Source organism: Mesorhizobium sp. M0052 (genome assembly GCF_040323255.1).
Lineage (GTDB): Bacteria > Pseudomonadota > Alphaproteobacteria > Rhizobiales > Rhizobiaceae > Mesorhizobium.
Window position 1 is genome coordinate 218,627 of sequence record NZ_JAMYUS010000005.1, and the last position, 14,509, is coordinate 233,135.

14 protein-coding genes and 1 tRNA gene are annotated in these 14,509 nt (G+C 61.4%); 6 read left to right on the plus strand and 9 right to left on the minus strand.

The features are described from left to right. The gene (gene ccoO / locus NKJ77_RS08565; RefSeq protein ID WP_352534906.1) at window positions 1-732 is read right to left on the minus strand and encodes a cytochrome-c oxidase, cbb3-type subunit II; all 732 of its coding nucleotides are present in this window, start codon (window positions 730-732) and stop codon (window positions 1-3) included. Between the two features lie 11 nt (window positions 733-743). Next, window positions 744-2,354, minus strand: a complete 1,611-nt coding sequence (ccoN, locus tag NKJ77_RS08570; RefSeq protein WP_352534908.1) for a cytochrome-c oxidase, cbb3-type subunit I — start codon at window positions 2,352-2,354, stop codon at window positions 744-746. Window positions 2,355-2,607: 253 nt separating this feature from the next. Between ccoN and NKJ77_RS08575 the strand changes: the two genes are divergently transcribed. After that, complete coding sequence (locus NKJ77_RS08575; protein WP_352534965.1) at window positions 2,608-3,024, plus strand: hemerythrin domain-containing protein; 417 nt, start codon at window positions 2,608-2,610, stop codon at window positions 3,022-3,024. Here the strand turns inward: NKJ77_RS08575 and NKJ77_RS08580 are convergent. Continuing rightward, window positions 3,021-3,749 (minus strand): Crp/Fnr family transcriptional regulator, encoded by a 729-nt coding sequence (locus NKJ77_RS08580; protein ID WP_352534910.1) that lies wholly within the window; start codon window positions 3,747-3,749, stop codon window positions 3,021-3,023. The two genes, NKJ77_RS08575 and NKJ77_RS08580, sit on opposite strands and share 4 nt — an antisense overlap. Window positions 3,750-3,904: 155 nt before the next feature. On the opposite strand from NKJ77_RS08580, the gene hemN reads away from it, so the two are divergent. Next, window positions 3,905-5,254: an oxygen-independent coproporphyrinogen III oxidase gene (gene hemN / locus NKJ77_RS08585; protein ID WP_352534967.1), complete on the plus strand. Its 1,350-nt coding sequence runs from the start codon at window positions 3,905-3,907 to the stop codon at window positions 5,252-5,254. A 12-nt stretch (window positions 5,255-5,266) separates the two neighbouring features. Here hemN and NKJ77_RS08590 read toward each other — a convergent pair whose 3' ends face one another. The 6 genes from NKJ77_RS08590 to NKJ77_RS08615 all read right to left on the minus strand — a co-directional run bounded on the left by NKJ77_RS08590 (window position 5,267) and on the right by NKJ77_RS08615 (window position 9,946). Next, window positions 5,267-5,698: a potassium channel family protein gene (locus tag NKJ77_RS08590; RefSeq protein WP_352534912.1), complete on the minus strand. Its 432-nt coding sequence runs from the start codon at window positions 5,696-5,698 to the stop codon at window positions 5,267-5,269. 63 nt (window positions 5,699-5,761) lie between these two features. Continuing rightward, on the minus strand, window positions 5,762-6,094 hold the full coding sequence (locus NKJ77_RS08595) for a DUF779 domain-containing protein (protein ID WP_352534914.1): 333 nt from the start codon (window positions 6,092-6,094) through the stop codon (window positions 5,762-5,764). Between the two features lie 69 nt (window positions 6,095-6,163). Next, window positions 6,164-7,681: an aldehyde dehydrogenase gene (adh, locus tag NKJ77_RS08600; protein ID WP_352534969.1), complete on the minus strand. Its 1,518-nt coding sequence runs from the start codon at window positions 7,679-7,681 to the stop codon at window positions 6,164-6,166. A 146-nt stretch (window positions 7,682-7,827) separates the two neighbouring features. Then, on the minus strand, window positions 7,828-8,796 hold the full coding sequence (locus NKJ77_RS08605; RefSeq protein WP_352534916.1) for a helix-turn-helix domain-containing protein: 969 nt from the start codon (window positions 8,794-8,796) through the stop codon (window positions 7,828-7,830). A gap of 319 nt (window positions 8,797-9,115) precedes the next feature. After that, window positions 9,116-9,205: transfer RNA gene (locus tag NKJ77_RS08610), tRNA-Ser, on the minus strand. Window positions 9,206-9,415: 210 nt separating this feature from the next. Beyond that, window positions 9,416-9,946, minus strand: a complete 531-nt coding sequence (locus NKJ77_RS08615) for an MgtC/SapB family protein (protein ID WP_502902089.1) — start codon at window positions 9,944-9,946, stop codon at window positions 9,416-9,418. Window positions 9,947-10,189: 243 nt separating this feature from the next. Between NKJ77_RS08615 and NKJ77_RS08620 the strand changes: the two genes are divergently transcribed. The 4 genes from NKJ77_RS08620 (at window position 10,190) to NKJ77_RS08635 (ending at window position 14,463) form a co-directional block, all read left to right on the plus strand. Further along, window positions 10,190-11,395, plus strand: a complete 1,206-nt coding sequence (locus NKJ77_RS08620; RefSeq protein WP_352534918.1) for a septal ring lytic transglycosylase RlpA family protein — start codon at window positions 10,190-10,192, stop codon at window positions 11,393-11,395. 102 nt (window positions 11,396-11,497) lie between these two features. Beyond that, a complete protein-coding gene (locus tag NKJ77_RS08625; RefSeq protein WP_023688475.1) occupies window positions 11,498-12,664 on the plus strand; it encodes a D-alanyl-D-alanine carboxypeptidase family protein in 1,167 nt (388 codons plus the stop codon). A gap of 72 nt (window positions 12,665-12,736) precedes the next feature. After that, window positions 12,737-13,411, plus strand: coding sequence for a dTMP kinase (gene tmk, locus NKJ77_RS08630; protein WP_023701723.1), 675 nt, complete (start codon window positions 12,737-12,739; stop codon window positions 13,409-13,411). Next, window positions 13,408-14,463 (plus strand): DNA polymerase III subunit delta', encoded by a 1,056-nt coding sequence (locus NKJ77_RS08635; protein WP_023745049.1) that lies wholly within the window; start codon window positions 13,408-13,410, stop codon window positions 14,461-14,463. Before tmk ends, NKJ77_RS08635 begins: the two co-directional genes overlap by 4 nt. The last annotated feature ends 46 nt before the right edge of the window (window positions 14,464-14,509 follow it).

Consider the following 14,509-nt stretch of genomic DNA (forward strand, 5'->3'; position numbering starts at 1 on the left):
TCAGCGGTAGCCGGCGGCCTCGTCGTAATTCTTGAAATCGACCAGCGTGCCAAGCATCTGCAGATAGGCGACCAGCGCATCCATCTCCGTCACCTGCTGCGGGTTGCCGTCGAAGTCGCCGATCTTGGCCTTGGGGTAGCGGGCCTCGAGGCCGGACGTATCTGCGGCCGGGTCGGCCTGCGCCATCAAATCGGCATTGGCGTTCGCGACCATGTCATCGGAGTAAGGGACGCCGACACGCCGGTTGGCAACCAGATGCGTCGAGAAGTCCTTCACCGCGATCGGCGTATCCTTCAGGAACGCATAGCTCGGCATGATCGATTCCGGCACCACGGACCGTGGATCCGTCAGGTGCTCGACATGCCATAGATTGGAATAGCGGTCGCCGACGCGGGCGAGATCCGGTCCCGTGCGCTTCGATCCCCACTGGAAGGGATGATCATACATCGACTCAGCCGCCAGGCTGTAATGGCCGTAGCGCTCGACTTCGTCGCGGAACGGCCTGATCATCTGGCTGTGGCAGAGGTAACAGCCCTCGCGCACATAGATGTTGCGCCCGACGAGCTCCAGCGGCGAATAGGGCCGCATGCCTTCAACCTTCTCTATCGTATTGTCGAGATAGAAGAGCGGCGCGATCTCGACGATGCCGCCGACCGTCACCACAAGAAGGGAGCCAACGAGAAGAAGCGTAGCGTTCTTCTCGATCAGCGCGTGTTTGTCCATCAAGCCCATTGTCTGGCTCCTTATTCGGCAGGCTGCAGGACGGGCAGGGCGCCCGGCATCGGTTGTTCTTCGCGCTGGTAGCCGAGGATGGTCATGGCGATGTTCCAGGCCATGATCAGGGCGCCGGAGAGGTACATGGCCCCGCCGATGGCGCGCATCACATAGTAGGGGTGCATGGCGGCCACGGTTTCGGCGAAGGAGTAGACCAGGAAACCCTGCTCGTCGTATTCGCGCCACATCAGGCCCTGCATGATGCCGGACACCCACATCACCGCGGCGTAGACAACGATGCCAAGTGTCGCCAGCCAGAAGTGCCAGGTGACCAGCCGCAGCGAATAGAGGCGTTGACGGTTCCACAGCTTCGGCACCATGTAATAGAGCGCGCCGAACGAGATCATGCCGACCCAGCCGAGGGCGCCCGAATGGACATGGCCGATGGTCCAGTCGGTATAGTGCGACAGTGAGTTGACTGTCTTGATCGACATCATCGGGCCTTCGAAGGTCGACATGCCGTAGAAAGCGATGGCCATCACCATCATGCGGATGATCGGATCGGTGCGCAGCTTGTCCCAGGCGCCGGACAGCGTCATCAGGCCGTTGATCATGCCGCCCCAGGATGGCATCCACAGCATGATCGAAAACACCATGCCAAGCGTCTGCGCCCAGTCGGGCAAAGCGGTGTAGTGCAGGTGATGCGGCCCGGCCCAGATGTAGAGGAAGATGATCGCCCAGAAGTGGATGATCGACAGGCGGTAGGAATAGACCGGCCGGTTCGCCTGCTTGGGCACGAAATAATACATCATGCCGAGGAAGCCGGCTGTCAGGAAGAAGCCGACGGCGTTGTGGCCATACCACCACTGCGTCAAGGCGTCCTGGACACCGGAAAAGGCTGAATAGCTCTTGGAGCCGAGGAAGGAGGCCGGCATCGACAGGTTGTTGACCACATGCAGCATCGCGATGGTCACGATGAAGGACAGGTAGAACCAGTTGGCGACGTAGATATGCGGTTCCTTGCGCTTCAAGATCGTGCCGAGGAACAGGATGAGATAGGCGACCCAGACGATGGTCAGCCAGATGTCCACATACCATTCGGGCTCTGCGTATTCGCGGCTTTCGGTGATGCCGAGCAGGTATCCGGTCGCGGCCATGACGATGAAGAGTTGGTAGCCCCAGAACACGAACCAGGCGAGATCGCCGCCAAACAGCCGGGCGCGGCAGGTTCGTTGCACGACGTAAAGTGACGTGCAAAGCAACGCATTGCCGCCGAAGGCGAAGACGACGCCCGACGTATGCAATGGCCGTAAACGGCCGAAGTTGAACCAGGGCTGGATGTTGAGATCGGGGTAGGCGAGCTGCAGCGCGATGACCACGCCGACCAGCATGCCGACGACGCCCCAAAACATGGTGGCGATGGCGCCGTAGCGGATTGGCCCGTCCATGTAGGCGGAGGGGTCGATCGGAGCGGGTACTTCGAAATTCGTGTTGCGGATGAGGATGGCGACAAAACCGAGCAGCACGAAGAACAGCACCCACATATGCTGCCGGAAAGGTGCGTCCACACCGAAACCGGCGGCCACGAGAGCCGCAAATGTAAAAAGGGCCAAAGCGAAGATTTGCGTGCCGAACTTCATGACTTGTCCCCGACGTCGGATTCCGATGCGCGGACGCCAATCCGCCGGGACAGCAATTCAGCAGTCGCCTCATCGCCGCATTGATCCATGTCAAAGCCATTTGCTTTTGGATTGGGCAGCGTCGCTCGCGCAAACGATCAGGAGACTGTCTTTGAACAGGGAGAGGGAGCTGCGATCGTCGCTGTTCGAACCGAGCCGCGACAGGTCGATACCGACAGTTCGATCTGGCAGAGAAGCGGTCCCGGCGGCGCTCATGAAACGTGCGCATCTGGAAAAGCTGCAGCTCTGCGATGCCTTGGAAAGAATAGCCGACACCCTGCCCAGGGTCGATAGCCTGGCATGCCTGGCTGCGGCAAACGCGATCGTTCCGCTGTTGCGCAACATTCATCAATACGAGGAGACGGTGATCTTTCCGGCCTACGAGGCTGCTTTGACCGGCAGCGATGCCAACCTTGTTTCAACTCGTCGATTGCGCGCCGAACACGTGGAGGACGAATGCTTTGCCGGCGAGGTGACTGAAATCCTGCTGGCGATCGGCCATGGAGAGACGGTTGAGAACGCCGAGGCTGTCGGCTTCATGCTGCGCGGCTTCTTCGAAAGCTTGCGCCGGCATATCGCCTTCGAACGCGAGCACGTCTTGCCGATGATCGGGGCCGTCGATGCCGGTTAGGCGCCGGAGCGGCGTTCCAGCCGGCCCATGTTGTCCACCGTCACGTGCCGATTGTTGTCGATCCGGATCACGCTGTCTGTTCGCAACCTGGTCAGTTGGCGGCTGACCGTCTCGATCGTCAAGCCGAGAAAATCGGCGATATCAGCGCGCGTCAGCGGCAGGTCAAAGGTCGTCGACTGGGCCGCCGGGTCCAGCGTGGGATCGATGTTCCTGGCGATCATCAGGAGAAAGCTCGCCACCTTTTCCGAAGCACTCTTGCGCCCCAGCGTCACCATCCAGTCTCGTGCTTCGTCGAGTTCATTGAGCGTCTGCTTGAAGAGACGATGCTCGAGCTGTGGCGATTCCTTCATCATGCGCTCGATGGCGGCCTTTGGAAACGAACACAGGGAAACGGTGGTTGCGGCTTCGGCGTTGATCGCGCTTTCCACCTTGAAGGGCCTCCCCAGGAAATCGGGGGCGAACTGCAGGCCGACAATCTGCTGGCGTCCATCCGAAAGGCTCTTGGTGAGCTTCACCACGCCGGAAAGTACATTGGAATAACTGTCGACGGTCTCGGCATCGCCAATCAATTCCACACCCGGTTCAACGTTGTGCTTCGACGAGGTCTTCGCGAGGCCGACCAATTGCTCGGGATCGAGCGCGCCGCAAACGCCTCGGTGTCGTGCCTCGCAAGACTGGCAAAGCAGTGGGATGCCGGAACTGTGAACGTCCTGGCGCACCGTCATCTTGATCTTCCAAAGGATTCCATGTGCCGGCAACCTACCATCGCCGGATAAAAAAGCCTTGCGGCAGTTTGTCTGCGGGGGCCTTGACCGAAATCAAGGCCGCAGGCGCCCAATGTGATCAGTGTCGCGCCATGCAAAGGGGATCGGATAGCGACATGCGGCCAGAATTAGTTGCCAAGCTCGGTGAGAACGTTCCCCGCTATACCAGCTACCCGACCGCGCCGCATTTCCATCCCGGCGTTGACGCTGCCGTTTGTCGTGGCTGGCTGCAAGCGCTCTGCGGTGGTGACGAGATCTCGCTCTATCTGCACATCCCCTACTGCGACAAGCTTTGCTGGTTCTGTGCCTGCCATACCAAGCAGACACGCCATTACGAACCGGTGACGATCTATCTCCGCTCACTGCATGCAGAGATCGCCACCGTCGCCAGTCTTGTCGCAGCCAAAGGGCGCGTGCGTGCCGTCCATTTCGGCGGTGGTTCGCCGACGATGCTGAAGCCCGAGGATATAGTGGCACTGTCAACCGTTCTGCGTAACAGTTTCGAATTTCTTCCCGACGCCAAAATCAGCGTCGAAATCGAACCCAACGATATGGACGATGCCCGCCTCGACGCGCTTGCCGAAATCGGCATGACCCGCGCGAGCCTCGGCGTCCAGGATTTCGATCCGAAGGTGCAGAAGGCGATCAACCGCGAGCAGAGTTTTTTGCAAACCAAAGCGGTTGTCGACGGCGTTCGTTCACGAGGTGTCGAATCCGTCAATCTGGACCTGCTCTACGGCTTGCCGCACCAGACGGGGGAGAGCGTCTCCTCTACCGTCGCGCAGGCGCTGACCCTGGAACCGGACAGGATAGCGCTTTTTGGCTACGCCCATGTGCCGTGGTTCAAGAAGCATCAGACGATGATCGATGAGGCATGGCTGCCCGGTCCCGCGGAGCGGTTTGCTCAAGCACAACTGGCCGCTTGTCTTATGCTGAACGCGGGATATGAAGCCGTCGGCTTCGACCATTTCGCCAGGTCTAACGATGCGTTGGCCGTAGCGGCCCGAACCGGCACTCTGCACCGGAACTTTCAGGGCTACACCGAGGATCGATGCGAAACCTTGATCGGCCTGGGTCCATCGTCCATCAGCCAGTTTCGGCAGGGTTATGTACAGAACATGCCTTCTACCAGCGAATATGGACGCATGGTTGCTGACGGCGGGCTGGCTTCAGTCCGTGGCATTGCGTTTTCCAACGACGACCGCGCTCGCGGCTGGATCATCGAACGGCTGATGTGTGACTTCGCCTTCTCGGCGATAGATCTGGTTGAGCGCTTTGGCGAAGCTGGCCAAAGGCTCCTCAGCAAAGCAAGTTCCACTGCCCTTCTTGATCCTGCGCGCATGCTTGAACTGGATGGCGACCGCTTCGTCGTGCCTAGGGAAATCCGCCCCTTTGTCAGAAGCGTCGCCGCGAAGTTCGACAGATATTTCGAAACCGGAAAAGCAAGGCATTCAGTAGCGGTATGAGCGCTGGCCCTGTCAGAAATGCTCGCCAGCCTTGAACGGCCCTATACGGGTGCCGGCTGCGATCAGATAGGCGGTCGACCAGCCGATCAGCAAGAACCCGTTCACGCCCTCCAGCGCCGCCAGGACACGCCACGCATGGGCGGGCACGATGTCGCCGTAGCCGACGGTCGAAAAGGTAATGGTCGAAAAATAGAGCGCCGTTTCGAAATCGGCGAAGATGTCGAGCAACCGGTATAGCCCGGCCCAGAGCCAGACCTCCGCGGTCATAACGGCAAAGAGCCCCATCACCACGCTGATCATCGCGACGATGCGGCTGCGGCGCCCGTGCATGCGAAACCTGGCGACCAGGTGTCCCATCGCGTGTGTGACGGCGATCAGACCAAAGGTATGAATCAAGACCGTCAGGCTTATGACGACGGTGCCGATGAGCAGATTGAGGATCATCGTCGCAAGGTAGAGATTGCTGAGGCGCCTTCCTTGCTCGAAATCAAAACCGGCAGGTTTCGCCTATACGGCGCAGATCGTCGACCGCGTCAGGAACCGCTTTTCCCGTCCATTGTCGAGCGAGAACATGCCGCCGCGACCAGGCACCACGTCGATGATGAGATCGGTTTGCTTCCAGGCCTCGAATTGCGACGCCCCGATGTAGAAGGGCGCGTCGCCGATGTGGCCGAGCAGCACATCCTGGTCGCCGACGATGAAGCCGGCGCGCGGATAGCACATGGGCGAAGAGCCATCACAGCAGCCGCCGGATTGATGAAACAGCACCGGACCGTGATCGGCGACTATCTCCGCGATGAGTTCAAGCGCCGCCGGCGTCGCTGTGACCTTCGCATGCATGGGTCTTTTCCGATTTTGAACCTGGGGCGCGGCCCCTCGCGGAGCCGCGCCTTTAAGCCTAGGAGACGATCAGAAGAAGCCGAGCTTCTTCGGGCTGTAGCTGACCAGCATGTTCTTGGTCTGCTGATAATGGTCGAGCATCATCTTGTGCGTCTCGCGGCCGATACCGGACTGCTTGTAGCCGCCGAAGGCCGCATGCGCAGGGTAGGCGTGATAGCAGTTGGTCCAGACGCGGCCGGCCTGGATCGCGCGGCCGAAGCGGTAGGCGCGGTTGCTGTCGCGTGTCCAGACGCCGGCGCCGAGTCCGTAGAGCGTATCGTTGGCGATTTCCAGCGCTTCGTCGTCATCCCTGAAGGTCGTGACCGAAACCACTGGCCCGAAGATCTCCTCCTGGAAGATGCGCATCTTGTTGTGACCCTTAAACACCGTGGGCTGGACGTAGTAACCGCCGGCTAGATCGCCGGGCAAGACGTTGCGCGCGCCACCGGTCAGCACTTCGGCGCCTTCCTGGCGGCCGATGTCGATGTAGGAAAGGATCTTTTCCATCTGCTCGGACGAGGCCTGCGCACCGATCATCGTCGCCGGATCCAGCGGATCGCCCTGCACGATGGCCTCGACGCGCTTCAGGGCACGCTCCATGAACCTGTCGTAGATCGATTCATGGATGAGCGCGCGGCTCGGACAGGTGCAGACTTCGCCCTGGTTCAGCGCGAACATGACGAAGCCCTCGATCGCCTTGTCGAAGAAATCGTCGTCTTCGGCGACAACGTCCTTGAAGAAGATGTTGGGCGACTTCCCACCCAGTTCCAGCGTGACGGGGATCAGGTTCTGGCTGGCATATTGCATGATCAGCCGGCCCGTCGTGGTCTCGCCGGTAAAGGCGATCTTGGCGATACGCGGCGAGGACGCGAGCGGCTTGCCGGCCTCGAGGCCGAAGCCGTTGACGATGTTGAGCACGCCCGGCGGCAGCAGATCGCCTATAAGATCGGCCCACAGCAAGATGGCGGCCGGCGTCTGCTCGGCAGGCTTCAGTACCACGCAGTTTCCGGCGGCAAGTGCGGGCGCCAGCTTCCAGCAGGCCATCAGCAATGGGAAGTTCCAGGGGATGATCTGGCCGACCACGCCGAGCGGCTCATGGAAATGGTAGGCGACAGTATCGTCGTCGATCTGCGAAAGGCTGCCTTCCTGGCCACGCAACGCGCCAGCGAAATAGCGGAAATGGTCGATGGCTAAAGGCAGGTCGGCGGCGGTCGTTTCGCGGATCGGCTTGCCGTTGTCCCAGGTTTCGGCGCAAGCGAGGAGATCGAGGTTTTCCTCCATGCGGTCGGCGATGCGGTTGAGGATGAGCGAGCGCTCAGCCACGCTGGTGCGCCCCCAGGCGTCCTTGGCCGCATGTGCAGCATCCAGGGCCGCCTCAATGTCCTGGGCATCCGAACGCGCCACTTCGCATAGCAGTTGACCATTCACCGGCGAGAAGTTCTCGAAGTAACGGCCAGAGCGGGGCTCGGTCCATTTGCCGCCGATGAAATTGCCGTAGTGCTTGTCGAAGGGCGCCTTGACCGGGCGTGAGAATTCAACCTTGTTCATCATGTCTTCCTCCCAAAGCTGACGCTGCGGAATGCGACGCTTCGGAAAGAGACTTGCGATCTCCCACCGCTATTGCCAATGCGCCGGGGACAGTGTGCGGGCGGGATGTGTCGCAGAATTGCGACAGTCATGCGACGTTTCGAAGGTCAGTGGGACCTGTGGACGTCCAGGCGGTTGAGCTTGCGGTGAAGCGTGGCGCGACTGATGCCGAGCGCATGGGCCGCGGCCGAGACATTTCCGTCTGCCCGCGCCAGCGCGCGCTGCAGAACGCCGCGCTCCGCCTCGGCGAGGACTTCGGGGCCGCTCTCGGCCCAACCGAGCAGATCCGTCGCAGGCATCGGCTTGTCGAAACAGTGTTGCGTAATTCCTAGCGCCAGGCGAGCCGAACGAGTTGCGCCGACCACGAGGTCGTCCGCATCAACCGCGATCAATGCTCCGGAACCCTTGTCGGGCACCGAGGCCAGCAGAATGCGCGCCTTGGGGAATGCCATCTTGAAGTTCTCCGCCTCGATCCGACGGGCCGCGTCGACAACGGCCATGGAAATAAGATTGGAGAAGATTTCGGTCAGGTCGGCCCGGCAGGAAGATACGTCAAGGGCAGCCACAAGATCTCCACGGTGATCATAGATCGGAGCCGTGGTGCAGCTCAGCCCGGTGTTGCGCGTGTGAAAATGCTGATCACGGTGGATCGTCAGGACGCGCTGTTCCACCAGACAGGTGCCAATACCATTGGTGCCCTCGCTCTGTTCGTTCCAGACGGAGCCAGTCCACAAACCCCAGGAATGAAACGTCTCATCATCTACAGGCGCGCCGCGCCGCTCGACCGGCACGCCGTCACGATCGGCGAGCAGGACGCAGCAACCAACGCCTCCCACTGCAAGATAGAGCCGGTCCAGGCTTGATTGAGCAGCCCGGACAAGCGGCTCGATGCGTTGCCGGGCCTCTCCCAATTCCGCTTCTGTCAGATAGCGTGGGGGACTGCAATCGGTCGGATCGAGCCGGTGCAGATTGGAAGACCGTCGCCAGGAAGCGACCAGCGCGGACTTCGCCGCCGCGTCCGAAGCGATTGCGGCCTGAACGCGGTCGGCATGATGACCGGATAGATTCTCACCCATGCTTATCCTCCCAAACCTGATTTCTTCCCTCCCGAATTGACCGGTCTGCCGTTCGATCAGCACATAGTCAATTCGTCGAAAGAAGAAGGGCGTCCTTGGCCGATCAATGGCTGTCCCATCGAGAAAGCCTAGCAACAGAATGCAGCGCGTTCATTGATCAGGAACAAAGTTCGCTTGCGAGGACTCGTTCTTGCCGCCGGACCGCTCGGTGAGGCATGCGGCGGCGAAAACTGGTCAGAAATTGTTTGGTGGGCTTGATGGCGGGTCTTAGCGCAACGGCAACATAACTATCTGTTTTTCAATAACTTATTTGAAGTAGTGGCGGAGGGAGTGGGATTCGAACCCACGGTGGGCTTGCACCCACGCCGGTTTTCAAGACCGGTGCCTTAAACCGCTCGGCCATCCCTCCGACGTGACTTTTCAATCATCTAGGAACATCAACCGACCCAGTGAACGACAGTTGGTATCGAATGATACCTGTCCTTCCGGACCAGCTTGCGGTTCATTTCTCTAGAGCGTTGCCCATCGCCAAGTCAACCATCGGCGCTGCCATGGATAATAGGGGGTGGCGTTCGTTACCCGAACGGAGCTGCGAACCCGTTTTCGAAGGAGCCGGGATCTAATTGCGATCCTTGCTGCCGACCTGCACAAGTTGCAGAAGACCCAGCACGACAAGTGCGAGCAAGGTAGCCAAAGCTGCGATCTGCCAGAACCCGAGCCCAACCGCCAGGCCTATGGCGCCTGCCAGCCACATGCCCGCCCCAGTGGTAAGCCCTTGAACCTCGCCCTTGGAGAAGAAGATCAAGCCGGCGGCCAGAAATGCCACGCCGGCAGTCGTGGCTTCGATCAAGCGGATAGGATCAATGGCGATTTCCTGACCATCGAAGACGTGAAGATGAGTAATCTCGATCGTGAGGATGGCAATTAGAGCCGTCGCAACACAGACTAGGATGTGTGTCCTCAATCCGGCCGGTCGGTTACGCCATTCGCGTTCGATCCCAACGATGGAGCCAAGGACGGCCGCGAGCAAAAGCCTGGCTAAAATTACGGAAAAGGGCAGCCACGTCTGTTGCCCGAAACGTTCAATGAATTCATCCATGAGGCGCAGAACGTATCTCGGGTCGGTCGGTTCCAGGCAGCCGCGCTTCATGCCACAGGTTCACTTCCAGACTCCAAAGGACAGAGGTCTCGGATGCCTCCTCACAGGCGCCCGGCCAGCCCGGACCTGGCCGCCACATTCCTGCCCGGTTCCGGACACAATCGATTAATACGCTGATAAGCAATTCCTGCGCACAAGGGATGGGGATTGGCGCGTCGCAGGCATTGCTCATCTGGCTCCGCCGAAATTCTAGAAGCGGCGCCTGTGTCGAGACGGTAGGGGACATCGGAAAACATGCAGACCACGACGCATCGGCGTCTTCGTCGCGCTCCTGCTTTGGTGTTGTGCGCTCTTTCGGCTGCGTTGCTGGCCGCGTGCGCGTCGCCGCAGTCCGAGCCGAAAGCCATGGTCTACAAGAAGCCTCGCTCGAAGGAATATTTTGCCGAGACCGAATACGGTGTGAAGGCCAGCCCGCGCGTTCAGTACATGCGGCGCGGCGGCGGCCGCGACCAGTTGGGCAAGCCCTATCAGGTGCGCGGCAAGTGGTATTACCCCAAGGAAGACAAGCGCTACGCCAAGGTCGGTCTCGCCTCCTGGTATGGCGATGCCTTCCACGGTCGTCTCACAGCCAATGGCGAAGTCTACGACATGACCCATCTGACGGCGGCGCATCCGACCATGCCGCTGCCAAGCTACGCCCGTGTCACCAACACCGAGACCGGAAGCTCGGTCATCGTGCGCGTCAACGACCGCGGCCCCTATCACGAGGGACGCATCATCGATGTCTCGAAACGCGCCGCGCAAATGCTCGACTATGCCAAGGTCGGCACGGCCAGGGTCAAGGTGGAATATATTGGCCGCGCACCGCTCGACGGCGACGACGACCAATATCTGGTCGCCTCCTACCGCCCGGGCAACCGCCCGGACCCGTCCGATGGCTTGCCGACCGGCGTCATGGTGGCGATGAACGGACCTTCGCCGAGCCTATCTGTTGGCGCACCCCCTGCCGTAGTGCCGTTTCCTGGTCAGTTGACGATTTCCGACACACAGCCAGTGATGTCGATGCAGGCACCGGCCTCAAGCGATGTGACGCTGCCTGAATTCGGGCCGATCGTGCCTCAGCGCCCGGAATCGCCCTTTGCCGTGGCTTCGCTCTCCTATGCGGATGAGCGCGTACAGCGCGCCGACGTCTTTGCAGCGCTTGACGACCAGGGCATGTCGCCAGCCGACATCCTGCAATCGTGGAAGAAATCCAACCCGCAGGCATCGCCTGCCGTTTCCGACTATGTCGCCGCCGGATCCTTCGACGATGCTGCCGAGGCAAAGCGGGTGGCTGCGGCTCTCGAACCGTTCGGCAGGACCGAAATCCAGAGCACCGAACTCGACGGCAATGACTGGTACGCGGTCAATCTCTATCCGGATGGCCATGGCAATGTCGACGACCTCTTGCGCGCGGCATGGTCGCATGGCGCGCCGGACGCGCTGGCTGTGCGCAACTGACCAACAAAGGCACGCCGGTTTGGTCATTGCGCGGTTGATCCGCCGGGAAGAAGCCTGATAGCGTTGCGGCAAGTTTCTGCCGGCTAACAGTCGAGCCTCTTCATGCGATTTCGCCTTTTCCACCCTTTTGCCGGGCTTTTTGGCCTTGGCTTCTTGCTTGCCGCGCTGGTTCCGGCCAACGCGCAGCTTTTCGAGACCAAGGCGACGCAGGCTTTCATGATCGATGCCGAAACCGGCACGGTGCTGTTTTCCAAGGATGCCGACCAACCGATCCCGCCGGCCTCGATGGCCAAGCTGATGACGATGGAGATGGTCTTCAACGCCATCAAGTCGAAGCGCATGAGCCTCGACGACACCTTCGTGGTTTCGGAAAATGCCTGGCGCAAGGGCGGTGCGCCTTCGGGAACGTCGACCATGTTTGCCAAGCTCAAATCGGCGATCCGGGTCGAGGATCTGATCCAGGGGGTCACCATACAGGCCGCCAATGACGGCTGCATGGTGCTGGCCGAAGGCATGGCCGGTTCGGAAGAGAATTTCGCGGCGCAGATGAACGATCGCGCGCGCCAGATCGGGCTGCCGAAATCGACATTTGTCAATTCCACCGGCCTGCCGGCCGACGGCCAGCAGACGACAGTGCGCGAACTGGCGCAGCTTGGCCTGCATATATGGCGCGAATATCCGGATCTCTATCTCTATTACGGCCGGGCCGATTTCACCTGGAACAAGATCTCGCAAAAGAATCGCAACCCGTTGCTGGCCATGGGCATCGGCGCCGATGGGCTGGCGGTCGGGTCGAGCGAGGCGGGCGGTTTCGGCATTGTCGGCTCGGTCAGCCATGACGGAACCAGGGTGTTCGCGGCGATGAGCGGATTGGCCAATGATCGCGAGCGCGCCGAGGAAGCGCGCAAGCTGCTCGAATGGGGCGTCCGCTCCTTCGAGAAGACCGAGATTTTCGCTGGCAACGAAGTGGTCGGCGAGGCCCAGGTGTTCGGCGGCGCCAAATCCAGCGTAGCGCTGAAGGCAAAGGCGCCGATCGACGTCCTGCTGCCGATCGCCAACCGCGACAAGCTGACCGCCAGGATCGTCTATCAGGGGCCGGTATCGGCGCCGGTGGAGGAGGGGCAACCCGTCGGCGCGCTGCGCGTCTGGATCGGCGATACGCTGAGCCAGGAAACGCCGCTTTTCGCCGCCGAATCGGTCGGCGTCGGCACACTGCCGCAACGCGCGTTTGATGCCGCCAGGGAACTGGCCGTAGGCTGGCTGCGTTGAGTTCCTGCGGCGTGGACCTTTTCTCGGGCGCGGACTAAGACACCAGCGCAAAGCAGGACAAAGGCCTTTCGATTGGCAAGCGGATTTTTCATCACCTTCGAAGGCGGCGAGGGCGCCGGCAAGTCGACGCAGATCGAACGGCTGGCCCAGAAGATGCGCGCCAAGAAATACGATGTCCTCCTCACCCGCGAACCCGGGGGGTCACCCGGCGCCGAGGCGGTCAGGCACGTGCTCCTGTCCGGCGCCGCCGAGCCTTTCGGGCCGAAGATGGAGGCGCTGCTGTTTGCCGCCGCGCGCTCCGACCATGTCGAGCAGGTCATCCGGCCGGCGGTGGAGCGCGGCTCCATCGTGCTTTGCGACCGTTTCCTGGATTCGTCGCGCGTCTATCAGGGCGTCACCGGCGGCCTCGATCCGGCTTTCATGGAAGCTCTGGAGGAGGTCGCCATCAACGGCATGATGCCGGACATGACGCTGATCCTTGACATTGACCCCGCCGAGGGCTTGCGGCGCGCCGCCGCGCGGCGTGGCGCCGAGGACGGTCCGGACCGCTTCGAAAAGGAGACGCTGGACATCCACCAGCGCCGCCGTGACGCCTTCCTGGCGATCGCAACCGCCGAGCCGGACCGCTGCATCGTGATCGACGCGTCGGCGCCTCCCGCTACGGTGGAGGATGTCATCACCGCGGTGGTGTTCGCCGCACTTGAGGCGAGGGCGCCCGCGCGCAACCGACAGGCGGCGCCCGCATGATCTTCGAACGCATCGCTCCCGAGCAGCACGACACGCTGGACGGTGTACCGGAGCCGTCCGAGACGCTGCGCCTGGTCGGCCATGAGCAGGCGGCCGCGATGCTCGCTGCCGCCTATCGCTCGGGAAAACTGCCGCATGCGGTGATCTTTGCCGGGCCGATCGGCATCGGCAAGGCGACGCTTGCCTTTCACCTGGCGCACCATCTGTTGAAGCATCCGGCCTTCGACCAGGCGCCGGATGTGTTTGCCGTTCCCGATCCGGCCTCATCGCTGTTTCGCCAGATCGCCACCGGGGCGCATCCCGGCGTGCTGCATCTGACCAGGCCGCTGAACGACAAGACCAAGAGCTTCAAGACGGTCGTCACCGTCGACGAGATCCGCAAGGTCAACCGCTTCCTGTCGCTGACCTCGCATGACGGCAGCTACCGGGTGGTGATCGTCGATCCGGCCGACGACATGAACACCAACGCCGCCAATGCCTTGCTGAAGAACCTCGAGGAGCCGCCGAGCCGCACGCTGTTCATCCTCATCGTGCATGCGCCGGGCAGCCTTTTGCCGACCATCCGCTCGCGCTGCCAGATGGTGCGGCTGACGCCGCTCGATGCCGGCAGCCTGATGAGCGTTCTGGAAACCGTCGAGCCGCCGCCACCTTCCGATCCTGCCGCGCGCGCGGCACTGGCGGAACGGGCAGGGGGCAGCGCCCGCAATGCGATCCTTCTGACCCAATATGGCGGGCTGGAGATTGCCGGCACGCTCGACGCCCTGGTCACGTCGGGCAGGAGCGACATCGCCGGCGCCTATCGCCTTGCCGAGGCCGTCGCCGGCCGCGACCAGGCGATCCAGTTCGACATCTTCAACCGCCGCGCGCTCGATCTGCTCTCCACCGGCGCCAGTGAAGCCGCGCTGGCTGGGGATCTCGCGCGGGCGAAAACGCTGTCCGACACTTGGCACGAGGCGCTGAACGCCATATCTGAGACCGATACCTACAATCTTGACAAGAAGCAGCACGCCTTGACCATGATCGACCGCCTGAATTCCGCAATGCGAATGTGACCGGTTTCGGCATTGGGGCGGGATGGCAATCGCCGTCTCGATGCGA

Coding starts and splice junctions, on each gene's coding strand:
- ccoO (WP_352534906.1), bottom strand. CDS start 732: ATGGGCTTGATGGACAAACACGCGCTGATCGAGAAGAACGCTACGCTT.
- ccoN (WP_352534908.1), bottom strand. CDS start 2,354: ATGAAGTTCGGCACGCAAATCTTCGCTTTGGCCCTTTTTACATTTGCG.
- NKJ77_RS08575 (WP_352534965.1), top strand. CDS start 2,608: ATGAAACGTGCGCATCTGGAAAAGCTGCAGCTCTGCGATGCCTTGGAA.
- NKJ77_RS08580 (WP_352534910.1), bottom strand. CDS start 3,749: ATGACGGTGCGCCAGGACGTTCACAGTTCCGGCATCCCACTGCTTTGC.
- hemN (WP_352534967.1), top strand. CDS start 3,905: ATGCGGCCAGAATTAGTTGCCAAGCTCGGTGAGAACGTTCCCCGCTAT.
- NKJ77_RS08590 (WP_352534912.1), bottom strand. CDS start 5,698: ATGATCCTCAATCTGCTCATCGGCACCGTCGTCATAAGCCTGACGGTC.
- NKJ77_RS08595 (WP_352534914.1), bottom strand. CDS start 6,094: ATGCATGCGAAGGTCACAGCGACGCCGGCGGCGCTTGAACTCATCGCG.
- adh (WP_352534969.1), bottom strand. CDS start 7,681: ATGAACAAGGTTGAATTCTCACGCCCGGTCAAGGCGCCCTTCGACAAG.
- NKJ77_RS08605 (WP_352534916.1), bottom strand. CDS start 8,796: ATGGGTGAGAATCTATCCGGTCATCATGCCGACCGCGTTCAGGCCGCA.
- NKJ77_RS08615 (WP_502902089.1), bottom strand. CDS start 9,946: ATGAAGCGCGGCTGCCTGGAACCGACCGACCCGAGATACGTTCTGCGC.
- NKJ77_RS08620 (WP_352534918.1), top strand. CDS start 10,190: ATGCAGACCACGACGCATCGGCGTCTTCGTCGCGCTCCTGCTTTGGTG.
- NKJ77_RS08625 (WP_023688475.1), top strand. CDS start 11,498: ATGCGATTTCGCCTTTTCCACCCTTTTGCCGGGCTTTTTGGCCTTGGC.
- NKJ77_RS08635 (WP_023745049.1), top strand. CDS start 13,408: ATGATCTTCGAACGCATCGCTCCCGAGCAGCACGACACGCTGGACGGT.